This is a genomic window from Dinghuibacter sp. (genome assembly GCF_035492835.1).
Classification (GTDB): Bacteria; Bacteroidota; Bacteroidia; order Chitinophagales; family Chitinophagaceae; genus Dinghuibacter.
Map to the genome: position 1 here is coordinate 1 of NZ_DATJIY010000129.1, position 25,593 is coordinate 25,593.

Genomic DNA, 25,593 nt, shown 5'->3' on the forward strand with positions numbered 1-25,593 from the left:
CAAACGTTTGGCCAAAACGGGATAAAAGAGGCACCCCACCCCTCAGACACCGCCTACGCGCTTGGGGCGCGGACCTTCTTGGGGCGCGGACCTTTAGGCGTTTTTGGGCCGGCGGGCGTATATTTGCGGCCTAAAGAAAACTCATGGCACAACAAGAGCAAGCGCCGAATCAGCTCAATATCGAAATTTCGGAAGAGGTAGCGGAGGGGACCTATGCCAACCTCGCGATCATCACGCATTCGCATACCGAGTTCGTGGTGGACTTCGTGAACGTCATGCCGGGTACGCCCAAGAGCAAGGTAAAGTCCAGGATTATCCTGACGCCCCATCACGCCAAGAGGCTGATGAATGCGCTGGCGGACAATATCAACCGGTACGAATCGGTCCACGGGCAGATCCAGGACCTTGATTCGATCGAGCTCCCCTTTAACTTCGGCGGTCCAACGGCGCAAGCATAACTATGGCTGCTTTTAGATTTGAAGACCTCCACCGGCTGGCCCTGGAGGTGTTTATGGCGATCGGTTGCCCGCCCGACCAGGCGCGTACGGCCGCGGACACGCTGTTATCCGCCGATCTGCGGGGTGTCGATTCGCATGGTGTCGCACGATTGAGCGGATATGTACGGCTATGGGAAAACGGCCGGATCAATCCGCGACCGGGTATCCGCGTCACTTATGAAACGCCCTCGACAGCGGTGGTGGACGGTGACGGCGGGCTCGGATTGGTAGTCGCGCCTTTTGCCATGGAGGTGGCGATCGCCAAGGCAACCCAGGCCGGGACGGGTTGGGTAAGCACCCGGAACAGCAACCACTATGGTATTGCGGGTTATCATGCCATGCAGGCCATCCCGCACAACATGATCGGGATGTCGATGACAAACGCCAGCCCCCTGGTCGCGCCCACGTTTTCGGTGGAGCGGCTGCTGGGCACAAACCCCATCGCGGTGGCCATTCCCGCGGGGGAGGAGCCGCCCTTTGTGGCGGACCTCGCGACGACGACGGCGGCCAATGGGAAGCTGGAAATCCTGCAGCGTAAAAGGGCGGAGGCGCCCCTGGGCTGGATACAGGACGCCGCAGGGCAACCTACGACGGACCCGACCGCCACGACCCGGGGCGGGGCGCTCCTGCCGCTGGGCGGGGACCGCGAGCACGGGAGCCACAAAGGCTATGCGCTTGGGGCGGTGGTGGATATTTTTTCCGCGATACTCAGCGGGGCGAACTACGGACCCTGGGTCCCGCCGTTCGTGGCGTTCCTGCCCGTGGCCCCGAACCTCCCGGGGAAAGGGATCGGTCATTTTTTCGGCGCCATGCGGATCGACGCTTTCCGACCCGCGGACGAGTTCAAGCAACATATGGACCAATGGATACGCCGTTTCCGCTCCGCCAAGCCGGTGGAGGGGCAGGAGCGCGTCCTGATTCCGGGAGACCCGGAGAGAGAATTCGAGACGGTTCGTCGTTTGGAGGGCATTCCGCTCGTGGACGCCGTGGTTTCGGACCTTATGGAATTGGCGGCGCGCTTTGGCGTGACGCCTATTGCGGCGGTGTAAAGGGTGTGTAGAATGTGCCTCCGGTGATCGTGCTGGCTACCTTGGTGGTATCGCTGCGGCTTACCAGGGTGGCGGTAAACGTGCCCTGGATGGTATTCGACGTGACGCTCGTCAGTTGGACGACCACCCGGGAAATGCTGTCCTGGAGCGGCAACGAGACGTATTCGACGCTTTGCGTCATGTCCGGGACGTATTCGACCTGGGCCTGTACGGTAAGGGTTCCCCCGACATAGGCGTTGGAAAAGACGTCGCCGGTCGCAAAGGACTGGCTCTTTGCCAGATCGATGATGATATTGCCGTTGGCGCCGCTGGTGGACGTGGCGGCTATAGTTAACAGGTAGAGGTTATTGACGATCGTGGCATTGGTAGCGGTGACGGCGTAGTTCTGCTGGGCGGCGCCGGTGACGAAATCGACATAGGCGGCCGTGGAGCCGCTGTTCTTGCTGCAACCGGCGGTAAGGGCGCCCCCGGCGAAAAGGAGAAGGACGATAGGGAGTTTCTTGGGCATAGATACTATATATTTGCAGCCGATTTAATCGATTATGAAGATAATGAAGTTTGGCGGGACTTCTGTCGGGAAGCCCGAGAGAATGCACCAGGTAAAAGACCTGATCACGCGGGACAATGATCCCAAGATCGTCGTATTGTCGGCCCTGTCCGGCACCACCAACACGCTGGTGTCGATAGGGGAAGCCTGCGCCCAGGGCGAAAAAGGCCGCGCCAAGGAGGTCATCGACCAATTGGAAAAACACTACCACGCCTTCGTGGCGGAGCTGCTGAAACCGGGCCCCGCGTTGGACAAAGCCAAACACATCGTCTCCGAGCACTTCGAGTTCCTGAACATCATCCTGAAGATATCGTTCAACGAAGCCCTCAACAAGGACATCCTTGCGCAGGGAGAATTACTCAGCACCAAGTTGTTCTCATGCTACCTGGAACAGGAGGGCGTCCTGCACAAGCTGCTCCCCGCGCTGGAGTTCATGAGCATAGACAGCTATGACGAGCCGCAGGTAGCCGCTATCAAGATCCGGTTGTCGATGTTACTCGAGGAGAACAAACACATTCCGCTGTTCGTTACGCAGGGTTATATCTGCCGGAACGCCAGGGGCGAAATCGACAACCTCAAACGGGGCGGCAGCGATTATACGGCTTCGCTCGTTGCAGCCGCCATCCAGGCGTCGGTTTGCGAGATATGGACGGACATCGACGGCATGCACAACAACGATCCGCGGATCGTGGACAAGACCGTGCCCATCGACGTGCTGAGTTTTGATGAGGCCGCGGAGCTGGCCTACTTCGGCGCGAAGATCCTGCACCCCGCCTCCATCTGGCCCGCGCAACACTATAACGTCCCGGTAAAGCTGCTCAACACCATGCAGCCGGACGCCAGGGGGACGATCATCCAGGAGACGACCACGGCTTCCGGTCCCCGCGCGGTAGCCGCCAAGGACGGGATCATTGCCATCAAGATAAAAAGCAGCCGCATGCTGCTGGCATATGGCTTCCTCCGGAAGATATTCGAGGTATTCGAGAAATACCGTACGCCCATCGATATGGTGACGACCTCCGAGGTGGCGGTTTCGCTGACCATCGACAGCAAAGAACACCTGAGCGACATCATAAAGGAGCTCGAACCCTTCGGAACCGTGGAAGTCGACGAGAACCAGACCATCATATCGGTGGTAGGCAACGAGCTGGCCGAGGAAAGCGGCACGCTCACGCGTCTCTTTGACGCCCTGACGGGGGTTCCCGTACGGATGGTGTCCTTTGGCGGCAGCCCGCACAACGTTTCGCTGGTGGTTCCGGCGGAGCACAAAAAGAAGACACTACAGTTGCTGAACAAAGGGTTGTTCGGGCTTTAAAGCATACAGCCGATGGCGGAGATTTCATTCGACAATACGGAAAACGCCTTTGCCTATAAATCGGACAAGGCGTTGCGCAAGGCCCAGTTCCTATTCAGCTCCATGGGTTACCAGTCGCTCGTCAAATGGGGCACCCGGCTGACGCCGCTGGCCATGCGGTTGAAACTGCCGGTCAAGGGACTGATCCGGGACACCATCTTCGAGCAGTTCGTCGGTGGGGAAACGCTCGAGGAGACGGCCATCGTGGCGGCGAGCCTCGCCCGGTACGGGGTGAGCGTCATCCTCGACTATGGGGTGGAAGGGAAGGAGGGCGAAGAGAATTTCGACCATGCGACGGAGGAGTTCATGCGGGTGATCCGGTATGCTGGCTCCCAACCCAATATCCCGCTGATCAGCGTCAAGGTGACGGGGTTTGCGCGTTTTGGCTTGCTGGAACGCATGGACGCGTTGTCCGGGCCGGACGACGGGTATAAGGGCGTGACCGCGGCCGGTTTGGGAGCAGCCGAGCAGGAGGAGTGGGCCCGGGTGGTGGCGCGTATGGAGCGGATTTGTTCCTGTGCGGCGTCCGCCAGGGTCGGCGTATTGGTCGACGCGGAAGAGACCTGGATACAAAACACGGTGGATGCCATCACGATGCAGATGATGGACCGGTTTAACCGGGACGGACGCGCGGTGGTCTACAACACGATACAATTATACCGGCACGACCGCCTGGCTTTTCTGAAAGGAAGCTACGAGGTCGCGCACGAACGGGGTTTCCTGTTGGGCGCAAAGCTGGTGCGGGGCGCCTATATGGAAAAAGAGCGGAAACGGGCGGCCGGTTTGCACTATCCTTCGCCCATCCAACCCAACAAATCCGCGACCGACAGGGACTATAATCTTGGATTGGAGTTCTGCATACAGCATATCGAAGACATTGCTTTGATCGTTGCTTCGCACAACGAGGAGAGCAATCTCCTGGCGGTCCGGCTGCTCCGGGAAAGGAACCTGCCGCTGAACCACCCGCACGTGCATTTTTCCCAGCTCTACGGGATGAGCGACAACATCACCTTCAACCTGGCCGCGGGGGGCTGCCCGGTGAGCAAATACCTGCCCTTTGGTCCCATCGGGGACGTGATCCCCTACCTGATGCGCCGGGCCCAGGAGAACAGTTCGGTCTCGGGTCAAACGGGGCGTGAGTTGAGCCTGATACAGAAGGAAATAGAACGCAGGAGGGGAAAGTAGAACTTTCTTTTTAAGTTTGCAGGATGCAGGGATATCTCGATCTCTTACGGGGGATTCTTCTTTCGGGCACGGATAAATCCGACCGCACGGGTACGGGGACAAAAAGTCTTTTTGGCGCCCAGTTGCGCTTTGATCTGCGCGAGGGTTTTCCCCTGGTTACGACCAAGAAAGTTCACTTGAAAAGTATCATTTACGAGCTGCTTTGGTTCCTTCGCGGAGACACGAACGTGCAATATCTGCATGAACATGGCGTCACGATATGGGATGAATGGGCTTCTCCGTCGGGAGATTTGGGTCCTGTGTACGGTCATCAATGGCGGAGTTGGGCTGGCCCTGACGGGAAGACGATCGACCAGATCAGCGACGTGGTACGGCAGATCAAGTCGAACCCGGATAGCCGCCGGTTGATTGTAAGCGCGTGGAACGTGGCGGATATACCCGCGATGGCCCTGGCCCCCTGTCACTGTCTGTTTCAATTCTATGTCGCCGATGGCCGGCTCTCCTGCCAGCTGTACCAGCGTAGCGCGGACGTCTTTTTGGGCGTGCCGTTCAATATCGCCAGCTATGCGTTGCTGACGCTGATGATGGCGCAGGTCTGCTCGCTGGAGCCGGGTGAGTTTGTGCATACTTTCGGGGATGTACATCTGTACTCCAACCACGTGGAACAGGCCCGGCTGCAATTGACGCGATCGCCGCTGCCTTTGCCCCGGATGAAGTTGAATCCGGCGGTTCGCGACATTTTCGGTTTTACCTTCGAAGACTTTTCGTTACTGGATTATCAAAGCCATCCGGCCATAAAAGCCCCCGTTGCCGTATGATCATCAGCGCGATCGTCGCGGCGGGGGAAAACAACGCTATCGGGTTGAAGAACGACCTGCCCTGGCGGCTTCCGAACGACATGAAGTTTTACAAGTACACCACCTGGGGTATGCCCGTGATCATGGGCCGCGCTTCGTGGGATTCGCTGGGCCGCAAACGGTTGCCGGGCCGGTTCAATATCGTGGTCAGCCACCAGCCCGACCTGCACGTCACCGACCCCGAGGTTTGGACCGCCACCACCCTCCACGGGGCGTTGAACAAGGCCGCCGCCACCTCCTGCCGGGAAGTCTTTATCATCGGCGGCGCCAAGATCTACGCCGCCTTTATGGACCTCACCGAGCGCATCTACCTCACCCGGGTTCACGCCAGCCCCGAGGCCGACACCTTTTTCCCCGAGCCGGACTGGTCCAAATGGACGCTGCGCCAGTCCCGGCGCTGCGAAGCGGATGCGCAGCACGCGTACGCTTATACTTTTGAAACCTGGGAAAGGAAACGCTGATGGGGTATTCCGCATTCGAACTTGCACCCAAGTATATTCGTTATTTGCTCTCCGCTTCCAACGGGCGCGGGCATGGGATACATTCGCCGTTTGTGTTCGACTTCGTTGCTGCCGTGCTGGCCGATAGGGCTTCTTATCCGGAGTATGCTTCCGTCGAGGCATTGCGCTCGTCGTTGTTGGCGGATGGGACGGTCTTGTCGGTCGAGGACTTTGGCGCGGGCGTTTCGTCTTCGCGTTCCGTGGCGTCCATCGCCCGGTCGGCGCTAAAGCCTCGGAAGTTCGGACAGTTGTTTTTCCGGATGGCGCGGTATTATCAGCCTTCTTCGATTCTGGAACTGGGGACGTCGTTGGGGATAACGACGTCGTACCTTGCGTTGGGGGCGCCTTCGGCGTCGGTGGTGACTTGCGAGGGGGCGCCGGCCGTGGCGGCCGTCGCGCGGCGGAATTTCGCGTCCCTGGGGTTGTCGTCCCTGCGCGTCATCGAGGGGAACTTTGACGACACGTTGTCTTTGGCGCTTGCGCCCTCTTTAGACTTTGTCTATGTCGACGGGAATCACCGGCTGGAGCCGACGCTCCGGTACTTCCGGCAGATGCAGCCTTTTCTGCATGCAGATTCGATCGTCGTGTTTGACGATATTCACTGGAGTGAGGAGATGGAGGAGGCGTGGGCTGCGCTCAAGGCAGATCCGTCGGTCACGTGCTCGGTGGATTTGTTTTACATAGGGATATTGTTCTTCCGGCGGGAGTTCTTCACGCCGCAGCATTTTACCATAAGGTTTTAGCGCCATTGGGGCGGTCGCTTCGCGGCGGCTTATCCGATCTCCTTCAGGCTCTCGGCGGCGGCGGCGACCGTGGCGTCGATGTCGGCTATGGTGAGCGCGTCATTGAGGAACCAGCTCTCGAAGGCGGAAGGGGGGAGGTAGATACCCCGGCGGAGCATCGCGTGGAAGAAACGCTTGAAGCGGTCGATGTCGCTGGCGGCGGCGCTGGCGAAATCGGTGACGGCGGCCTCGCTGAAGTGGACGCTGATCATCGAGCCCAGCTGGTTGATGCGGTAGGCGAAGCCGCTGGCCTTGAAGACCTGGTCGAGACCGTTGCGGAGGTGGAGCGTTTTCTCTTCGAGACGGGCGTATATCCCGGGGTTGTCGCGGAGGACCCGGAGCATGGTGTAGCCCGCGATCATAGCGATCGGGTTGCCGCTGAGGGTGCCGGCCTGGTATACGTTGCCCAGGGGGGCGATCTTTTCCATGATGACGCGCTTGCCGCCAAAGGCGCCCACGGGCATACCCGCGCCGATGACCTTGCCGTAGGTGACGAGGTCGGCGTCTATGCCCAGCCGTTGCTGGGCGCCACCGGGCGCCAGGCGGAAACCGGTCATGACCTCATCGAGGATAAAGACGATGCCTTCTTCGGTGCAGAGTTGCCGCAGGCCTTCGAGGTAGCCGGGCAGCGGCAGGATGCAGCCCATGTTACCGGCCACGGGTTCGATGATGATGGCGGCGATCTCCCCCTTGTGCGCTTGCGCCAACGCTTTTACGGCATTCAGGTCGTTATACGGCGCGGTAAGCGTGTCGGCCGATACGCCGGCCGTGACGCCGGGCACGGTTTGGATATTGAACGTGGCGACGCCGCTACCCGCCTTTACGAGGAAAGCGTCGGCGTGGCCGTGGTAACAGCCTTCGAATTTGACGATCTTGTTGCGGCCGGTATACCCGCGGGCCAGCCGTACGGCGCTCATGCAGGCCTCGGTGCCGCTGGAAACCATACGGATCAGGTCGACGTTGGGCGTCATGCCTTTTATCAGCTCGGCCATGTCGATTTCCAGCTCGGTGGGCGCGCCATAGGATGTGGAGTGGAGCGCCTGCGCGCGGATCGCCTCGACCACTGGCGGGTAGGCGTGCCCGAGGATCATCGGGCCCCAGGAAGCGATATAGTCGATGTAGCGGTTGCCGTCGGCGTCATAGAGGTAGGCGCCCTGGGCGTTCTTTATGAAGATGGGGGTTCCGCCGACACTTTTGAAAGCGCGGACGGGGGAGTTGACGCCGCCGGGGATGGAGTTTTGCGCCCGGGCGAATAGTTGTTGGCTGGCTTCGTACATGGTTGTTGTGTCGCGGGGACCGCGAACGGCATTTATGCGTTGAGCAATTTTACGGCATCTTTTGCAAAATACGTGGCGATGAGGTCGGCGCCGGCGCGTTTGATCGAGGAGAGGCACTCCAGGATCGCCTTTTCCTCGTTGAGCCAGCCCATGCGGGCGGCAGCCTTGATCATCGCGTATTCCCCGCTGACGTGGTAGGCGCTGACGGGAACGGTAACGGCGTCGCGTACTTCCCGGATAATGTCCAGGTACGCCATCGCGGGTTTGACCATGACGATGTCGGCGCCTTCTTCCACGTCCATGAGGGTTTCGCGGATGGCCTCCCGGCGGTTGGCGTAGTCCATCTGGTAGGTTTTTTTGTCGCCGAAACCGGGGGCGCTGTCCAGGGCATCCCGGAAGGGGCCGTAAAAGCAGGAGGCGTATTTGGCGCTGTAGGCCATGATCCCGGTCCGGGTGAAGCCATTTTCTTCGAGTAACCGGCGGATGGCGCCGATGCGGCCGTCCATCATGTCGCTGGGGGCGACGATGTCGGCGCCCGCGCGGGCGTGGCTGACGGACATTTTTGCGAGGACCTCCACCGTGGGGTCGTTGACGATGTCGCCGTTTTCCACGATACCGTCGTGTCCGTAGGTAGAGTAGGGGTCCAGCGCTACGTCGGTCATCACGATCATCCCGGGGACGGCGGCCTTGATCGCGCGGATGCTGCGTTGCATCAGCCCGTCGGGGTTGAGGGCCTCGGTCCCGAGGTTGTCCTTCAGTTCGTCCTTGCACTTGATGAACAGCAGCACGCTTTTTATACCCAGGCCCCAAAGCGCTTCTACTTCGCGTACGGTCTTGTCGAGGGAGCGGCGGTAGTAATTGGGCATGGAGGGGATTTCGATTGCTGAGCCTTCCCCTTCGTCTATGAACAGCGGCACGATAAAGTCATTGGGGGTCAGGGCCGTCTCCGCGACGAGCGCACGGAGGGAAGGGGTGGTCCTGAGGATGCGGTTTCTTCTGATTTGTAGCATATATAAAATAGTTTATGGTATCCAGTTTCTGGGTTTGAGGTACTCCACCAGCAGGGCCTCGGCGCTTCCGGGCTCGGGGCGATAGTCGTATGCCCAACGCGCTCGCGGCGGCAGGCTCATGAGGATGGACTCGGTGCGGCCGGCGGTCTTTAGCCCGAAGAGGGTGCCCCGGTCGTGGACGAGGTTGAATTCGACGTAGCGGCCGCGGCGGTATTCCTGCCACCATTGTTCCTTATCCCCCCAGGTGAGGTCCTTGCGGCGCTCCACGATGGGGAGGTAGGCCGGAAGGAAGGCGTTACCGCCCGCGATCTGGAAGGAGAGGAGGGTTTCGAGGCTGGCCGCTGGCGCGGCGCTCGCGCCCGGCGCGGCGGTGTCGCGGAGGTAGTCGTAGAATACGCCGCCGATGCCGCGGGCTTCGTCGCCGCGGTGTTTATTGATAAAATATTCGTCGCAATGTTTTTTGAACAAAGGATAGTACTCCGTACTAAATGGGTCCATGGCTTCCTTCAAAGTGCGGTGAAAGTGCTCGCCATCCCCGGGGAAGATATAGTAGGGCGTCAGGTCGGCACCGCCGCCGAACCAGGCGTCGGCCACGCGGCCGTCGGTATCATACAGCTCGAAGTAGCGCCAGTTGGCGTGGACGGTGGGGACGTATGGATTGAGCGGATGGATGACGAGCGAAAGACCGGTCGCCATAAAGCGGTTGTGCGACACCTTGAGGTGTTGCTGCATGACCTCGGGCAGGTCGCCGAAAACGACGGAGGTGTTGACGCCGCCTTTTTCAAAAACGGCGCCGCCCTCGATGACGCGGCTGATACCGCCGCCGCCACCGGGACGCTCCCAGCGGTCCTCGCGGAAGCGGGCGCCGCCAACGGGCGAGGCGGCCGCAGCACCCGCCGGGCCTGTCGTGGTTGCGGCCTCGATGGCCTCCAGCGCCGCGCAGATGCGGTCCTGGAGCGCGTGTATGTGGGTGATGAAACGGTCTTTTACGCTTTCCATGATTGTACGGTTTCGACGAAGGCTTTGGCGTGGTCGACGGGGACGTTGGGCAGGATTCCGTGACCGAGGTTGGCGATATGGGCGCGGCCGCCGAAGGCGGCCAGCATGGCGCGGACCTCCTTTTGGATGACCGGGATCGGATTGAGGAGGTGGGCCGGGTCATAGTTGCCCTGGAGCACGACCTTGTCGCCCGCCAACCCGCGGGCCATGGCGGGGCTGATGCACCAGTCGATGCCGAGTCCGTGGGCGCCGGTAGCCGCCATGGCGTCCAGGGAATGCCAGGCGCCCTTGGCAAAGACGATGACCGGGCAAATGTCCTTTACCGCTGCAACGATCTGCCGGATATAGGGCAGCGACCAGGTGTGGAAGTCATCGGGACCCAACAACCCACCCCATGAATCGAATATTTGCACGAGGTCCGCGCCGGACAAGGCCTGTGCGCGGAGATAACCGATGGTCGCGTCGGTGATCATCTGGAGCAGGCGGTGGGCCAGCGCGGGCTGCGTGTAGCAAAAAATCTTGGCTTCGTCGAAGGTCTTCGAGCCCTTGCCCTGCACCATATAGCACAACAATGTCCAGGGAGCGCCGGCAAAACCGATCAGCGGCACCCTGCCGTTCAATTCGCCCTTTATCATGCGGATCGCATCCAGGACATATCCCAGCTCCCCGTCGGCGTCGGGTACGTGCAGGCGGTCCAGGTCCTTTTCACTACGGATCGGTTGTGGCAGGAGGGGACCCTGGGATTCGACCAGCTGGACCTCCATTCCCATGGCCTGGGGTATGACGAGTATGTCGGAAAACAGGATCGCCGCGTCCACGCCGACCTGGTCGACGGGTTGCAACGTGATGGCGGTAGCCAGCTCCGGGGTTTGCACCCGCTCGAAAAACGAATATTGGTTGCGCAGCTTTACATAATCGGGCAGGTAACGACCGGCCTGGCGCATCATCCAAACCGGGGTGCGTTCCGTGGGTTCACCGCGCAAGGTGCGCAGGATCAGGTCATTTTGCAGTGTGCTCATTCGTAACATTGCTGGTTATCAAAATAAAACCGGACACAGGCCAGCAGAGCTTCCTGGGAAGGCGTTTCGCTGACGATGATGCGCGCGTCGGTGTAGTCTTTTATTGTGCCCGCGGTGGTTTGGCCGATGGCAAAACAAACCGCTTTGGGGGGAAGCTGGTTGAGCTGGAAAAAACTTTCCACGGCGCTGGGGCTGAAAAAGAGCACACCGTCATAGGGCGTGTCGATGACCTTTGGCTTGCCGATCGTTTCGTACACCGGGATGTCGACGACGTCGATACCGGCGGCGTTTAACGTGTCGGTCAATTCCGGGCGGTGCTCCCTGGCGCTGAAGAAAAATACTTTTGTAAAACGGCCGGTTCCGATGATACGTTCCGCGAGCTCCTGCCCGTTCCTGGCGGTGCACACGATCTGCTCTTCGCGGAGGCGCTCCAGCGCCGCAGTAAGGGTCCTGCCCTCCAGACAGGCGACCCGCCAGAGGTTTACGGTGCCCGGTAACGTCCTGAGCGGTTTCACATTTGGGTGATAAAATGGCTCGAGGCGGTGCCAGGGCAGATATTTTACGCCGTTCTCGCTCGTAAAGACGACGATGCCGGAGTCGTCCATCGTACGGAGCGAGTCGCTCAGCCTGGAGAAGTTCTGAAAGGTTTCCGCCTGGCGCTGGTGGCTGAAGTGCTTTTCGAGTCCATCATAAGAGGTCAGCCAGTCGTTGAATAGCGACCGGAGCTCGATGAATTCTTCCTCCAGCAGCGTCCAGCCCTGGTCATGCGCATAGCCGCGGGCCTCCCATCCGAGGACTTTTGTGCTCAGTATCGCGAGGGGAGGGGTCATATCGTGGGGGAAGGCGTCATTTCGTTCACGGGCGGTCATGCCATTTTTTGAATAAGTCGCCCGGCGCCGGCGGCAAGAAGTTCCCCGGCGGCGGCCCGGGCCAGCGCGGGGGCGTCATTTACGGCGGCGGTACGGTCCACGTTTAGGCAACGGCTGCCGTCCAGCGCGCAGACGTTGCCGCGAAAGCGGATGCCCCCGGCAGCGGGTTCGGCCAGGGCGCCGATCGGCGTGGAGCACCCGCCCATCAGGGCGGAGAGGAAAGCGCGTTCGGTGTCGACACAGGCGGCGGTAACGGTGTCGTTGAGCGGCGCGCAAACGGACCGCAGGGCGTCGTCGTCCATGCGGCAGGCCACCAGGATCGCCCCCTGGGCGGGAGCGGGCAGCATCCAATCGAGGACGACGGCGTTGTCGGGCCGCAAACCGATGCGTTCCAGACCCGCGGCTGCAAAAATGGCGCCCTGCCAGTCGCTGGCGGCTACCTTGGCCAGCCGGGTATTGACGTTACCGCGGAGGTTGTCGACATGGTGACGGGGATAACGATGGAGCCACTGCGCTTTGCGGCGGAGGCTGCTGGTGGCGATGGTGGCGACGCCGTCACGGTCGTCGAGGAAGGAAGCGTCGCCGCGAAGGACCAGGAGGTCAGCAGGGCTGGCCCGTCGCAACACCGCCGCCGCCCAAAGGCCCTGCGCGAGCTGCACCGGCACGTCCTTCATGGAATGGACGGCCAGGTCGATACGGCCGCTGAGCAGGGCGGCGTCCAGGGTCCGGGTAAAAACGCCCTGTACGCCGATCGCGTATAAGGGTGTAACGAGGTCGATGTCGCCCTCGCTTTTAATATGGACGAGCTCCGAGGGGTGTCCCAGGGCTTCCAGCTGTTCCTGTACAAGCGTTGCCTGCCACAACGCCAGCTGGCTGTCGCGTGTTCCTATGCGGATCTTTTGTTCCATAGTTGGAGGGGCGGCCACTGGGGATCCCGCGCCGGAGGCGCGTTCCCGGGGCCACCGGTTATACGCCGGGCGTTATATAATCGTGGAGCGCCTCCAGGTAGCAACAGCCTTTGGGGTTGTTGCGGCGTATCTTGGCGGCGAGGTTATTGATCACTTTTTGCATCCGTTCTTCCTGGGCGCCATCCACGGCCAGGGGGAGGTGGTCGGAAGGGATACGGCTAAGGGTGTGACGGACGGCCCGGATCATACCCAGCTGCTGGCGCATGGCGTACCAGGACTTGAATTCTTCCACGAACTCAGCCACGATCCTTTCGGCCTTGGGGACTTCGGCCTTCCGGCGGGTGATGGTGGCGTCGGTTTCCTTGGACAGGTGGTCGACGTTGATCAACGTTACACCGGGGAGCTGTGCGATGGCGGGCTCCGCGTTAAAGGGAATGGACAGGTCGAGCACCAGTTGCACCCGGGTGCCGGCCAGGTCCGCCGCGGCGACGGTGTGGACCGGCGCATTGGTGGAGACGATGACGGCGTCCGCGTCCGCCAGCTCCGACCGCAGCTCGGTTATGGGCGCGTAACGGATGCCCTGTTCGAGGGCAAATGCCCGGGCAACCTCGGTGGTCCGGTTGATCACGACGATGTTCCGCGTCTCCAGGTGCGCCAGCACGTTCTTACAGGTGCTGCGACCTATTTTGCCCACGCCCACCAGGACGATCTTGGGCGCGGGGGTCGGATTCAGCCGGTTCTTAAGGTATTGTATGGCGGCAAAGGCGACCGAAACGGTCCCGCTGCTCAGGCCGGTATTGTTCTTTATGCTTTTGGACAGTTGGAGCGAAGTGTTGATCAGGCGCTCGGTAAAGGGACCGAGACCGCCCTGTTCCTTGATGACCTTGGAGGCCACCTTGATCTGCCCGTTGATTTCGTAGTCCCCGAGGATTTGGGAATCCAGCCCCGCGCTCACCTGGCAAAGGTGACGGACGGCCTGCCAGCCCTGGTAACAAAACGCGTTGGCGCGGAAAGTGGATTCGTCGCCCTTCGTGAACTGGCAAAGCAACGTTATCAGGTGGCCGGCGTCGGGCGCGAAACCGTAAATTTCGGTCCGGTTACAGGTGGAGAGGACAAACAGCTCGTGCAGGTTCCGCGCGTGACCCGCGGCGATGAGCTGGCCGTATTGTTCTTGATTGATGGCGAATAAACTGCGGACGTCCGCATCGGTCTTCTTATAGCTGATCCCTGCGATGAAAAACTGGTCGATGGTTTTACTGGATTCGGATGAGATTTCTTCGCTCATGGCTGCAAAGCTACTTTTGAATGAGTGTTCGATAAAAATTTACCAGTCATTGAAATGTCATATTTGCCTCTGAAAATCCGCATGTAAGGTACATACGTAAATCACCGCATGAAGGATGTATGCATGTTTGGTTTTACCTTTGACCCATGTCTTCCACCGCGGTTATCCTGATGAACCTGGGCTCTCCCGACACCACCCAGGTCAAAGATGTCAGGAAATATTTACACGAATTCCTGATGGACAAACGGGTGATCGACTATCCCTATTTATTTAGGAAGTTCCTCGTGGATGGCATTATCACGCGTTTTCGGGCGCCAAAATCGGCCCACGCCTATCGGTCGATCTGGTGGCCCGAGGGCTCGCCGCTGATTGTTTTGACAAAAAAATTACAAACGGCGCTACAGGAGCAGCTGGACTGCCCGGTGGAAATAGCGATGCGGTATGGACGACCGTCGATGCGGGGCGCGTATGACAAATTGGCTGCGGAGAACCCCGACCTGAAAGAAGTGTTGCTGGTGCCCCTGTACCCGCACTACGCCATGTCTTCGTACGAAACGGCCGTGGAATATGCCAGGGAAGTCCACCGGAAGCGCAAATACGGTTTTCATATAAAGGTGCTGCAACCTTACTACCACGACGAAGCGTATATACATGCGCTTGCCGAAAGCATCCGGCCTTATGTCCAGGGGGAATTCGACCATTTGCTGTTCAGCTATCACGGGGTGCCGGTGCGGCATATCAAAAAGGGCGACATCACGGGGCATCACTGTCTTGCTTCGGAAGACTGCTGCTGGGTACATTCGGATGCGCACCGGTTCTGCTACCGCCACCAGGTGTACGCCACTACGCGCCTGGTCGCGCAGACGCTGGGGCTGAGCCCGGATCAATACAGCGTATCCTTTCAGTCCAGGCTGGGTCGGGACGAATGGATCAGCCCTTATACCGCCGCTGAGCTGGCGGCTATGCCGGGCCGTGGCGTTCAGAGATTGCTGGTGGCCTGTCCCGCGTTCGTGAGCGATTGTCTGGAGACCCTGGAGGAAATCGCGATGGCGGGCAGGGATACCTTTTTGCAGGCGGGGGGCGCGGCTTTTACCGCTATCCCCTGTTTAAACGTTCATCCTGATTGGGTGCGGGCGCTGGCGGGCTGGGTAAGGACGGCAGGACAGGATGATCCCAGATGGAAAACATTTTGATGCATACGGAATTTATCGTCATCGGGGGTGGCGTCGCCGGTTTGACGGCTGCCTACGAACTGCAACGCGCGGGCCGCTCCGTGGAGCTGCTGGAAGCGTCCCCTTGCACAGGCGGCGTCATGGCCAGCCGGAACATCGATGGGTTCGAGCTCGACCTGGGGCCGAATTCACTGGTCATGACCCCGGCGTTGGAAGCGCGTGTTGCCACGCTGGGTCTTCAAACGCTCGAGGCGGCGGCGGCCGCGAAAAACCGGTACCTGGTCAAGGACCGGGTTTTGCATGCGCTCTCCCCGCACCCCATGAAGCTTATGAAGTCCCCTTATTTGTCCGGTGGCGCGAAGTGGCGGATTTTCACCGAACGGTTCCGCCGGCGCGGCAATGCCGGTAACGAAAGCGTGGGGGCTTTTTTTTCGCGCCGGTTCGGTCAGGAAATAGCCGCGGCGGTGGTCGACCCGATCTTCAGCGGCATTTACGCGGGAGATATCGACCAGCTGTCGCTGGAACAGATACTCCCCGTGGTAGCGCGTTGGGAACGCGACTATGGATCGGTGATGAAGGGATTGATGAAAGAAAAGGAGGTGATGAAAGGCGGCCGGCGGATCGTGAGTTTTGCCGGGGGCTTGCAAAGCCTGACGGACGCGCTCGCGGCGCCGCTGACGGGACACCTGCATACGGACGTGCGCGTGACGGGGGTGGACGTGTCCGGCGGGAAGCTCCTGGTGCGGCATACGGGCGGCGAGTCGGTCGCGGACAAGGTGATCTGGACGGCGCCTCCGGGTGGCGCGACCTACAGCTCTGTCCGGACGGTACACGTAACCGTGGCATCGGACGCGCTGGATCTGCCGGAGGGCTTTGGCTTCCTGGTACCAAGCCGGGAGGGCCTTTCAATGATGGGGTGTATTTTCAACTCGGCGATATTTCCCTCCAAGGTCCCGGCGGGGGCGACGCTGATGACCTTGATGATCGGGGGCGCGCACCGCGCGTCGGAAGTTCGGGGGCATCCGGAGGCGTTACAGGCGGGGGCCCTGGAAGAACTCAGGGAAATCCTGCACATCAAGGGAGATATCCGGGTGCTCCATGCCCAAACCTGGATGGATGCGATCCCGCAAAAAAACATCGGTTATGCACGACTGATGGATGACTGGAAGGCGTACGAGCAGTCCCGTCCGGGTTTCCGGTTCGCGGGTAGCGCAATTAGCGGCGTATCGGTGGGAGATACTATGGAATATGCGGCGAAAGTCGTACATTCCATGATATGACCATTGGCGTCCTGAAAGAACCCAGCGGTGAAAATCGCGTATCTCTCTTACCCGAACAGGTGAGCACCCTTTGCGCAAAAGGTACGACCATCTGGGTGGAAAACGGGGCGGGTCTTCCGGCATATGCACTGGACGCGTCGTATACGGTAGCGGGGGCTTCCCTGCGGGACCGGACCGGTATTTTGGAGGCGGATGTGCTGCTGGGCATGCACCTGCCGGTCCCCGATGAATTCATCCATTTACAAGACAAAACATTGATCGGGCAATATCGTCCGTTGTATCACCCTTCTCTCATGCGTTCCCTGGCTGCGGCGGGAGCGACTATATTCAGTCTCGATATGCTGCCCCGTACGACGCTGGCGCAAAGCATGGACGTGCTGAGCTCGCAGGCGAGCGTTGCGGGTTATCGGGCGGTACTGCTCGCGTCTACGATGCTGCCCAGGTATTTCCCGATGCTCATGACGGCGGCGGGGAGTATCGCCCCGGCCCGGATATTGATCCTGGGCGCGGGCGTGGCGGGGCTGCAGGCGGTGGCGACCGCCCGGCGGCTGGGCGCGGTGGTGGAGGTTTTCGACACGCGGCCCAGCGTAAAGGAAGAGGTATTGAGCCTGGGGGCGCGATTCGTCGAGGTCGAGGGCGCGGCCGACGCGTCGAAGGCCGGTGGATACGCAGTGGAGCAGACCGAGGATTTCCAGCAACGCCAGCGCGAACGCATCGCCGCGGCCATCGCGGTCGCGGACGTGGTGATCACGACCGCACAGATTCCGGGACGGGCGGCGCCCATCCTGGTTACGACCGATATGCTGGACCGGATGAAGCCGGGATCGGTGATTATCGACCTGGCGGCGGGCAGCGGTGGCAATACCGAAAAGACGGCCGTCGGGCTGGTGACATACAAAGGCGTGCGCATTTTGGGGAATTCCGAGCTGGCGTCGGACATGCCGGTGGACGCCAGCCGGTTGTACGGGAAAAACGTGCTGAACTTCCTGGCCCTCGGGTTGGACCCCGCGCACGAGCTCGTTGCCGGTTGTTGCATCACCCGGGGGGGCGAAGTCGTACACGAACGGATAAAAGCATTGTTGTGATATGGAATCCTTTTTGACCTGGATAGGCGACAACCAACAAATCATCTACATCGTACTGCTGTCGGTGTTCCTGGGTGTGGAAGTCATAGGGCGCGTGCCCAGCGTGCTGCACACGCCGCTGATGAGCGGCGCCAACGCCATCCATGGGGTGGTCATCATCGGGGCGATCATCGTGATGGGAGAGGCCGACCCGGGCAATTATACGGCCCTGGTGCTGGGTTTCCTGGCGGTGTTACTAGGGACGGTGAACGTGGTGGGCGGGTTTGCCGTAACGGACCGCATGCTCGAAATGTTCAAGAATAAAAAGAAGAACGGATGACCGCGCTCCTGCCGCTTTGTTATATCCTGGGCTCTATCACCTTTATCGTGGGCTTGAAGATGATGTCGCACCCTTCCAGTGCCAGGACCGGGAACGCGGTGGCGGCCGCGGGCATGACCGTAGCAATCGTGGGGACGCTTTTCCTGTATCGGAACGGCGGTCATGGACTCCATAACTATGGCTGGATCTTTTCAGGGCTGATCCTCGGCGGCGTCTTTGGGGTGCTGGCGGCGCGGAAGGTAAAAATGACCGCCATGCCGGAAATGGTCAGCCTGTTCAACGGGATGGGGGGCGCCTGCGCGGCCCTGATCTCGATAGCGGAATACCGCCATTCCGGTTACGCGGGACCGTTTACCCTGGCGGGTCTCGTCATCGGCAGCATTTCGTTTGCGGGCAGTATCGTGGCCTGGGGGAAACTCAGCGGGAAAGTCAAGGACTTTGCTTTCCCGGGTCAACACGTATTCAACATCGCGATTTTCCTGGTTTTGGTGGGTGCGGCGATTTACACCGGGGCCGCCGGGACCGACTGGCTGTTCTACGCCATTGCAGGTCTTTCCCTGGTATACGGGGTATTGTTCGTATTGCCGATAGGCGGGGCCGATATGCCGGTGGTGATTTCCCTCCTCAATTCCTTTACAGGGGTGGCGGCCGCCTGCGGCGGTTTCCTGTACCACAACCCGGTCATGCTTACGGGAGGCATCCTCGTGGGATCGGCCGGTACCATCCTGACCATCCTCATGTGCAAAGCCATGAACCGCTCCCTGACGAACGTGCTGGTCGGTTCCTTTGGCGGAGCCGCCGCCGGGCGTGCGGGCGCTACGGGCGGGGCTTATAAGGAGATGGCACAGTCCGACGCCGCCGTCGTCCTGGCCTACGCCCGGGAAGTCATGATCGTCCCGGGGTACGGGCTGGCCGTGGCCCAGGCCCAACACGCCTGTCATGAATTGGAGCGCGTCCTCGGCGCCCGGGGCGTGAACGTGCAGTATGCGATCCACCCCGTGGCCGGTCGTATGCCGGGACACATGAACGTCCTGCTCGCGGAAGCGGACGTATCCTATGACCGGCTCCTGGAAATGGAATCGGCCAACGACCTTTTCGCCCATACCGACGTGGTCCTCGTCCTGGGGGCCAACGACGTGGTCAACCCCGCCGCCAAAACCGATCCTTCGTCGCCGATCTACGGGATGCCCATCCTCGAGGTGGAAAAAGCTAAACTGGTGATTGTCAATAAAAGAAGCATGAAGCCGGGATACGCCGGGATTGAAAACCAGCTTTTTTTCCAACCAAAAACCTCCATGCTCTTTGGCGATGCCAAGGGTGTACTACAGCAATTGATCGGCGAGATCAAGGCGCTGGGATAAACATTTCGCAAATCGCTAATGTGAGTTATTTCGGCATTTTATCATCTATTTTTTAATAGAATGTCCCTATTTTTGACAACTTCTAAGGAACGGGTACTCATTATCAAAAATTTCAATTCAAAATCATCTTCATTATGTCCTTACGTTTCCAGGCTATCAATAACCTCACCAAAGACGCCGCGGCACCGGCCGAGACCAACGCGCGGATCACTGCTGTATTCGGAGACAACGTATTTACCCTCAAGACAGCTCGCCAGTTCCTGAGCGACGAAGGGTATAAGAGCCTGGTTCACAGCATCAAGGAAGGCAAGAAGATCGACCGCGCGGTAGCCGGCCAGATCGCCAACGGCATCCGCGCCTGGGCCGAAACCAAGGGCGTAACCCACTTCACCCACTGGTTCCAGCCGCTGACAGGTCTGACCGCCGAAAAGCACGACTCCTTTTTTACGCTCAAGAGCGACGGTACCGCACTGGAAGAATTTGACGGGGCGGCGCTGATCCAACAGGAGCCCGACGCCTCCTCCTTCCCCTCCGGCGGCCTGCGCGCCACCTTCGAGGCCCGCGGCTATACCGCCTGGGACCCCTCTTCCCCCGCGTTTATCATGGAGACCGGCGAAGGCAAGACCCTTTGTATCCCTACGATCTTCGTTTCTTATACCGGGGAATCCCTGGACTATAAGGCGCCCCTGCTCAAGGCCCTCGAAGCCCTGAACAAGGCTGCCGTCGACGTTTGCCACTACTTCGACCGGAACGTTACCAAGGTAACGGCCACCCTGGGCTGGGAACAGGAGTATTTTGTCATCGACGCCGGCCTGGCCAACGCCCGCCCCGACCTGGTGCTGAGCGGCCGTACCGTATTCGGCTCCTCGCCCGCCCGCGGCCAGCAGCTGGAAGACCACTACTTCGGTTCCATCCCCGAGCGCGTTTACGCCTTTATGCGCGACTACGAACAGGAATCCTACAAGCTGGGTATTCCCCTGCGCACCCGCCACAACGAGGTGGCTCCTTCGCAGTTCGAGTGCGCCCCCATCTTCGAAGAGGTCAACATCGCCGTCGACCATAACATCCTGCTGATGGACGTCATGACCCGCGTGGCCAAGCGCCATGGCCTGGTCGTTCTGCTCCACGAAAAACCCTTTGCCGGCATCAACGGGAACGGGAAACACAACAACTGGAGCATGGCCACGGATACCGGCGTCAACCTGCTGGGCCCCGGCCGCACGCCGAAGAACAACCTGCAGTTCCTGACCTTCTTCGTGAACACGATCAAGGCGGTGCACGACTACGCCGACCTGCTGCGCGCCTCCATCGCATCGGCGCCGAACGACCACCGTCTGGGTGCCAACGAGGCTCCCCCCGCCATCATCTCCGTTTTCGTCGGCCAATACCTCGCCAAGGTCCTCGCCGATATCGAAACCAAGGTGGGCGATAAGTTCGACGAGCAGGACGAAGCCGTCCTGAAGCTGGACCTCCACCGGAGCATCCCGGAGCTGCTCCTCGACAATACGGACCGCAACCGCACCTCTCCCTTCGCCTTCACCGGGAACAAATTCGAGTTCCGCGCCGTGGGCTCGTCGGCCAACTGCGCCAGCCCGATGACCGTGCTTAACGTCGTCCTGGCCGAAACCCTAAAGGGCTTCAAAAAGGATGTAGATGCACTGATCGAGAAAGGTGAAAAGAAGGAAGTAGCCATCCTCCACATCATCCGCAAATACATCACCGAGAGCAAGTCCGTCCTGTTCGAAGGCGACGGCTATAGCGAAGAATGGGAAAAAGAAGCCCACCGCCGCCACCTGCCGAACGTAAAGACCACTCCTCTGGCCCTGGACGCCATGGTCACCGAAAAGGCCAAGGCCCTCTTTGAGCACAACGGCGTCTATACGCACTCCGAGCTGGAGGCCCGCCACGAGATCGAGCTCGAGAAGTACATCAAGAAAGTACAGATCGAAGCACGCATCATCGGCGACCTGGCCCAAAACCACATCCTCCCCGCCGCCATCAAATACCAGAATACCCTGGCCTCGAACATCAAGAGCCTGAAGGAAGCCGGTCTGACCGAAAGCGACTATTCCAGCCAGCTCCGCATCCTGAAGGAGATCTCAGGCCACATCACGGCCATCGATACCAAGGTCGAGGAAATGGTCGAAAAGCGGAAGATCGCCAATAATATGACCAATACCCGCACCAAGGCTATCGCCTACCAGAGCGAGGTGAAGGATCCCTATTTCGACGAGATCCGCTACCACGTCGATAAGCTCGAGCAGCTCGTCGACGACCAGTACTGGACGCTCCCCAAATACCGTGAGATGTTGTTTTTGAGATAAAACGGGAAAGAACCATTGACATGAGAAGAACAGGAGGCCGCCCCCAACCATCGGAGGGTGGCCTCCACGTTTTTACAACGTGCGGAAGAGTTCTTTTAGTTTATAGGCGCGGGACTGAGCGTCGTATTCGAGCAAGCGGCTATCGCGGCCGAACTGGCAATCGAGGGCGTAGCGGAAGGCCTCGCGGGTGGGGAAGGCGGCTTTGAGGTTGTCGATGGTCAGCGGGAGGATCGCTCCGGAGCCGGAGACGCTGAAGAAGTACTGGAGTTGTACGACGGAGCCTTTTTCACGGGGAAGGGCGCTTTTGGCATAGAGGTAGAATCCGGTGGTGTCGAGGATCTGGTAGGTCTGGTTGTTGAAGAAGCGATAGGTGTTCTTGCCGTCGCTGTAGCCAAAGAGCTCGACCTTGAGAATATAATAAGTGGAGCCGGCCGAGTCGATGGTGACGTTGGGCGCGCCCATGAGCTCGTGGGTGTGGATGATGATTTTCCGGGAGGAAGCGGGGGCGGAAAACTCGAGGTGATGCTGGTTGAAATCGGCCTCGGTCCGGTAGATGCCCTTGGTATCCATATCGCTCAACGCCTGGGAAAGGGTTAAAATCGGTAAAAGGGCGAAACGAAGAAACATAAACATATTTTGATTTAATAATATAACCTGACTACTGATATCATCCCAAGGGTATACCAATTCGTCCAGTGAGGACTTGCATTGACTATAAAGGGTTTATCAATAAGGTTTTATAGGATTAAATACAAAGATAGACCGATCGTATGCCAACCGGGGCGGCCCTTTCCATTTTGAAAGAGGCACTATCATTTTGGGAAGCCATAAAGGCCCAATTGATATATAAAATTTAAATATGTTTAGCTATTTTTTAAATTTTACTAAAAAACGCCTACTTTCATTAAATCAATAACAAAGTGATCTATTTGTTAATTTGAGTGTCGGTTTTTTAGAGTCACTTTTTAAGAAATCCAATTTCTACGGAAAAATCCTGCTAATCGGCTGGGATTACTATTCAAAAGTTAACATGCTTTAAATTAGTTATATGATGACCGAAAAGGTCGTCCGGGATCTTGTTTGCTCATATTGCTCACCAAAACCAACTTAATCGTATGCTCAAAAAATGGTTCCTTGCTCCAATGGCTTGTTGCGGCTTTGTCCTGGCAGCAAAGGCGCAAACAGCCACAACGGCGACAACCACGGCCGCTACAGGCGTAGCGGCAACCGCTACCACCGACACGGCGATCAAGGCGCCGGCGCCGCCGGTTTTATCGATTACGGGTTCGGCCGACCTGTATTACCGTTATGATTTTGGCCAGAATAAATATAATGACTTTACCAGCTTTACCCAATCGCACAATTCATTTGAGCTGGGGATGGCCACGGTAAAGCTGGAACACAAAACGGATAAGGTGGATATGGTGGCGGACCTGGGCTTCGGCAAACGGGCAGAGGATTTTTCCTACAACGACAACGGCATACTGGCCGCGATCAAACAGTTATACATCAGCTATTCTCCTAACAGCTGGCTGAAGCTGACGGCCGGCAGCTGGGCGACGCACGTGGGATACGAACTGGTGGATGCGTATGCGAACCGTAACTACAGCATGTCCTATATGTTCACTTACGGTCCGTTCTCGCACACCGGGGTACGGGCGGACTTCACCTTCGGCAAGTCGGGTTTTATGATCGGCGTGGCCAATCCGACTGACTACAAGTATGTGCCGGACGGCGTAATGAACAAGAAGTTCCTGATCGCGCAGTACAGCTACGCGCCCAGCGACAACTTCAAGCTCTACCTGAATTATGTGGGCGGTCAGAACGTGGATACGACCAAGAGCAATCAGTTCGACGCGGTCATCAACGTCAAGCTCGGCAGCAAGTTCTCGGGAGGGTATAATGGTACGGTCAAGGTGGAGAAGGTCTACCAGGGCAAGGGTGTCTATAGCTCCACCGAGGACTGGTGGGGTTCGGCGCTGTACCTGAACTACGACCCGACCAGCCACTTTGGGCTTTCGCTCCGGGAAGAGTACCACAGCGACCTGGATCAGCTGACCGTCTATAGCGGTTTTGGCACGGGCGGGACGGTTTTTGGCAGCACCCTGTCGGCCAACCTGAAGGTGGATGGGTTTACCCTGATCCCGGAAGTGCGCGTTGACGCGGCGAGCCAGAACATTTTCGTCAAGTCTAACGGGACGCCTACCAAGACGGCGGGCAGTTTCCTGATAGCCGCTATTTATTCATTCTAGTTGTGTAATCATTATTTAGCCAATAAAAATAACGACATGTTGTTAAGAAAATTGATCCCCTCCCGGTACCAGCGAGCCTCGGTACCGCACGTAGCGCTGACCAAGGCGGAAAAGTGGCGGTTTGGCCTGACCGTTTTTGGCGGAAAGATCCTTGGTTTGGTGGCGGTGCTCTTCCTGATGAAGGTGTTGCCGAATATGCTGGTCGGCAAAGCGTACGCCGGTGATACGTTCACCGCGCACGAGACCAACATCATGAATTCGATCAATACGGTGTGGACGCTTGTCGCCGCCTTCCTGGTGTTTGGCATGCAGGCGGGTTTCGTGATGCTGGAGGCCGGCTTCGCCCGGACCCGCGAGACGGTGAACGTGTTGATGGAGTGTATCCTCGACACCTGTCTATGCGGCGTATTGTTCTGGGCTATCGGCTATGCCTTTATGTTCAGCCACGGGAACGGCTTTATCGGGACGCATTGGTTCTTCCTGATGGGCGCCCCCGATACGTATGAGGCAACGGGTATCCCGCTGCTGGCGCACTGGATATTCCAGTTCGCCTTCGCAGATACCTGCTCCACCATAACCTCCGGCGCTATGATCGGACGTACGAGCTTCCGCGGGGACATCCTGTACAGCATCGGCGTTACCGGTTTCATATATCCCATCATCGGTCACTGGGCGTGGGGACCTGATGGCTTCCTCGCCCTCATGGGCTCGGCCGGCAACTTCCTGCCTTCGCTGGGTCAGGGCTTCCGTGACTTCGCGGGTTCGACCGTGGTACACACCATCGGCGGCGTGGTATCGCTGGCGGGCGCCATGGTGCTCGGGCCACGTATCGGCCGCGTCTTTGCCCGGGACGATAAGAAGAATGGCGGCCTGCCCCCCGCGCACAACCTGCCTTTGGCGGCCGTCGGCGGCTTCCTGCTGTGGTTCGGCTGGTACGGTTTCAACCCCGGCAGCAGCTTGTCCGCTATGGATGCGCAAGGTATCGGCCGTATCGCCGCCAACACGACGCTGGCCGCCTGTACCGGTGGTTTTGGCGCCATGCTGGCCGCACTCTGGTGGGGACCGACCAAGGGTAAATTCGACCTGGCTTTCTCCATCAACGGGATGCTGGCTGGTCTGGTTGCCATCACTTGCCCTTGCTACTGGGTCAGCCCGCTGGGCGCTATCCTGCTTGGGTTCGTAGCCGGCTTTATCGTCTTTGCGGGCGTATACCTCTTCGAATGGTTCCGGATCGACGACCCCGTCGGCGCGGTTTCCGTACACGGCCTGGCCGGTATCTGGGGAACCATATCGCTCGGTTTTTTTGCTTCCGGTCAGTACGGCGCGACCGGACCCACCGGGGCGGATAATTCCGCACCCGTCGCCGGTCTCTTCTACGGGGGAGGAACGGCCGTCCTAAAAGCACAATTGATAGGAAACCTTACCATAGTTGTCGCCACCTTTGCGGTAGCCTATACTATGATGTGGGTGATCCGGCTGCTGCCCCATCCCTGGAACCTCCGCGTCGAAGCCCATGGCGAAACCGGGCCCGGCGGTCTGGATGCCTTCGAACACGGCGCCTCGGCGTACAACGATCCCGAAGCCGGGAACGGGGTACCCGGTTCCGTTGGGGTAAAGGACGGCGAACTGGTATTAGAGCTTTCCTAGGAATAACGATTATTT

24 protein-coding genes are annotated in these 25,593 nt (G+C 59.1%); 15 read left to right on the plus strand and 9 right to left on the minus strand.

Features of this window, described 5'->3' with window-relative positions:
- Positions 1-143: 143 nt before the first annotated feature.
- Together VL547_RS11825 and VL547_RS11830 are read left to right on the plus strand one after the other, a co-directional pair.
- Entirely contained in the window at positions 144-458 is a 315-nt protein-coding gene (locus VL547_RS11825) for a DUF3467 domain-containing protein (RefSeq protein ID WP_325577935.1), read from the plus strand.
- 2 nt (positions 459-460) lie between these two features.
- On the plus strand, positions 461-1,546 hold the full coding sequence (locus tag VL547_RS11830) for an Ldh family oxidoreductase (protein ID WP_325577937.1): 1,086 nt from the start codon (positions 461-463) through the stop codon (positions 1,544-1,546).
- On the opposite strand, the gene VL547_RS11835 is transcribed toward VL547_RS11830, so the two are convergent.
- Positions 1,530-2,054 (minus strand): hypothetical protein, encoded by a 525-nt coding sequence (locus tag VL547_RS11835; protein ID WP_325577939.1) that lies wholly within the window; start codon positions 2,052-2,054, stop codon positions 1,530-1,532. The two genes, VL547_RS11830 and VL547_RS11835, sit on opposite strands and share 17 nt — an antisense overlap.
- Positions 2,055-2,088: 34 nt before the next feature.
- Between VL547_RS11835 and VL547_RS11840 the strand changes: the two genes are divergently transcribed.
- From VL547_RS11840 to VL547_RS11860, 5 genes are read left to right on the plus strand one after another with little or no spacing between them, the layout of a single operon-like run.
- The gene (locus VL547_RS11840) at positions 2,089-3,408 is read left to right on the plus strand and encodes an aspartate kinase (RefSeq protein ID WP_325577941.1); all 1,320 of its coding nucleotides are present in this window, start codon (positions 2,089-2,091) and stop codon (positions 3,406-3,408) included.
- A gap of 12 nt (positions 3,409-3,420) precedes the next feature.
- On the plus strand, positions 3,421-4,632 hold the full coding sequence (locus tag VL547_RS11845) for a proline dehydrogenase family protein (protein ID WP_325577943.1): 1,212 nt from the start codon (positions 3,421-3,423) through the stop codon (positions 4,630-4,632).
- A gap of 23 nt (positions 4,633-4,655) precedes the next feature.
- Positions 4,656-5,450 carry a thymidylate synthase gene (locus VL547_RS11850; RefSeq protein WP_325577945.1) on the plus strand — a complete coding sequence of 265 codons (795 nt, stop codon included), beginning with the start codon at positions 4,656-4,658 and terminating at the stop codon, positions 5,448-5,450.
- Positions 5,447-5,950 carry a dihydrofolate reductase gene (locus VL547_RS11855; protein WP_325577947.1) on the plus strand — a complete coding sequence of 168 codons (504 nt, stop codon included), beginning with the start codon at positions 5,447-5,449 and terminating at the stop codon, positions 5,948-5,950. The genes VL547_RS11850 and VL547_RS11855 overlap by 4 nt, the downstream gene beginning before the upstream one ends.
- A 44-nt stretch (positions 5,951-5,994) precedes the next feature.
- Positions 5,995-6,732 carry a class I SAM-dependent methyltransferase gene (locus tag VL547_RS11860; protein WP_325577950.1) on the plus strand — a complete coding sequence of 246 codons (738 nt, stop codon included), beginning with the start codon at positions 5,995-5,997 and terminating at the stop codon, positions 6,730-6,732.
- 29 nt (positions 6,733-6,761) lie between these two features.
- Here VL547_RS11860 and hemL read toward each other — a convergent pair whose 3' ends face one another.
- The 7 genes from hemL to hemA are packed head-to-tail and all read right to left on the minus strand — an operon-like array spanning position 6,762 to position 14,138.
- On the minus strand, positions 6,762-8,048 hold the full coding sequence (gene hemL, locus VL547_RS11865) for a glutamate-1-semialdehyde 2,1-aminomutase (RefSeq protein WP_325577952.1): 1,287 nt from the start codon (positions 8,046-8,048) through the stop codon (positions 6,762-6,764).
- Positions 8,049-8,080: 32 nt separating this feature from the next.
- The gene (hemB, locus tag VL547_RS11870) at positions 8,081-9,058 is read right to left on the minus strand and encodes a porphobilinogen synthase (protein WP_325577954.1); all 978 of its coding nucleotides are present in this window, start codon (positions 9,056-9,058) and stop codon (positions 8,081-8,083) included.
- 12 nt (positions 9,059-9,070) lie between these two features.
- On the minus strand, positions 9,071-10,057 hold the full coding sequence (gene hemF / locus VL547_RS11875) for an oxygen-dependent coproporphyrinogen oxidase (RefSeq protein ID WP_325577956.1): 987 nt from the start codon (positions 10,055-10,057) through the stop codon (positions 9,071-9,073).
- A complete protein-coding gene (hemE, locus tag VL547_RS11880) occupies positions 10,045-11,076 on the minus strand; it encodes a uroporphyrinogen decarboxylase (protein WP_325577958.1) in 1,032 nt (343 codons plus the stop codon). The genes hemF and hemE overlap by 13 nt, the downstream gene beginning before the upstream one ends.
- Complete coding sequence (locus VL547_RS11885; protein ID WP_325577960.1) at positions 11,073-11,906, minus strand: uroporphyrinogen-III synthase; 834 nt, start codon at positions 11,904-11,906, stop codon at positions 11,073-11,075. The genes hemE and VL547_RS11885 overlap by 4 nt, the downstream gene beginning before the upstream one ends.
- A 35-nt stretch (positions 11,907-11,941) precedes the next feature.
- A complete protein-coding gene (gene hemC, locus VL547_RS11890; RefSeq protein WP_325577963.1) occupies positions 11,942-12,853 on the minus strand; it encodes a hydroxymethylbilane synthase in 912 nt (303 codons plus the stop codon).
- 58 nt (positions 12,854-12,911) lie between these two features.
- Entirely contained in the window at positions 12,912-14,138 is a 1,227-nt protein-coding gene (gene hemA, locus VL547_RS11895; protein WP_325577965.1) for a glutamyl-tRNA reductase, read from the minus strand.
- A gap of 146 nt (positions 14,139-14,284) precedes the next feature.
- Between hemA and hemH the strand changes: the two genes are divergently transcribed.
- From hemH to VL547_RS11925, 6 genes are all read left to right on the plus strand, one after another.
- Positions 14,285-15,331: a ferrochelatase gene (gene hemH, locus VL547_RS11900; protein ID WP_325577967.1), complete on the plus strand. Its 1,047-nt coding sequence runs from the start codon at positions 14,285-14,287 to the stop codon at positions 15,329-15,331.
- Positions 15,331-16,590 carry a protoporphyrinogen oxidase gene (hemG, locus tag VL547_RS11905; RefSeq protein ID WP_325577969.1) on the plus strand — a complete coding sequence of 420 codons (1,260 nt, stop codon included), beginning with the start codon at positions 15,331-15,333 and terminating at the stop codon, positions 16,588-16,590. Before hemH ends, hemG begins: the two co-directional genes overlap by 1 nt.
- Entirely contained in the window at positions 16,587-17,675 is a 1,089-nt protein-coding gene (locus tag VL547_RS11910) for an NAD(P) transhydrogenase subunit alpha (RefSeq protein WP_325577971.1), read from the plus strand. Before hemG ends, VL547_RS11910 begins: the two co-directional genes overlap by 4 nt.
- Before the next feature lies 1 nt (position 17,676).
- Positions 17,677-17,994 (plus strand): NAD(P) transhydrogenase subunit alpha, encoded by a 318-nt coding sequence (locus tag VL547_RS11915; protein ID WP_325577973.1) that lies wholly within the window; start codon positions 17,677-17,679, stop codon positions 17,992-17,994.
- Positions 17,991-19,355, plus strand: a complete 1,365-nt coding sequence (locus VL547_RS11920) for an NAD(P)(+) transhydrogenase (Re/Si-specific) subunit beta (protein ID WP_325577975.1) — start codon at positions 17,991-17,993, stop codon at positions 19,353-19,355. The genes VL547_RS11915 and VL547_RS11920 overlap by 4 nt, the downstream gene beginning before the upstream one ends.
- A 134-nt stretch (positions 19,356-19,489) precedes the next feature.
- Complete coding sequence (locus VL547_RS11925; protein WP_325577977.1) at positions 19,490-21,679, plus strand: glutamine synthetase III; 2,190 nt, start codon at positions 19,490-19,492, stop codon at positions 21,677-21,679.
- A gap of 72 nt (positions 21,680-21,751) precedes the next feature.
- Here VL547_RS11925 and VL547_RS11930 read toward each other — a convergent pair whose 3' ends face one another.
- Positions 21,752-22,306 (minus strand): hypothetical protein, encoded by a 555-nt coding sequence (locus VL547_RS11930; RefSeq protein ID WP_325577979.1) that lies wholly within the window; start codon positions 22,304-22,306, stop codon positions 21,752-21,754.
- Positions 22,307-22,794: 488 nt separating this feature from the next.
- On the opposite strand from VL547_RS11930, the gene VL547_RS11935 reads away from it, so the two are divergent.
- Together VL547_RS11935 and VL547_RS11940 are read left to right on the plus strand one after the other, a co-directional pair.
- A complete protein-coding gene (locus VL547_RS11935) occupies positions 22,795-23,931 on the plus strand; it encodes an outer membrane beta-barrel protein (RefSeq protein ID WP_325577981.1) in 1,137 nt (378 codons plus the stop codon).
- Positions 23,932-23,967: 36 nt separating this feature from the next.
- Positions 23,968-25,578, plus strand: coding sequence for an ammonium transporter (locus VL547_RS11940; protein WP_325577983.1), 1,611 nt, complete (start codon positions 23,968-23,970; stop codon positions 25,576-25,578).
- Positions 25,579-25,593: the final 15 nt, after the last annotated feature.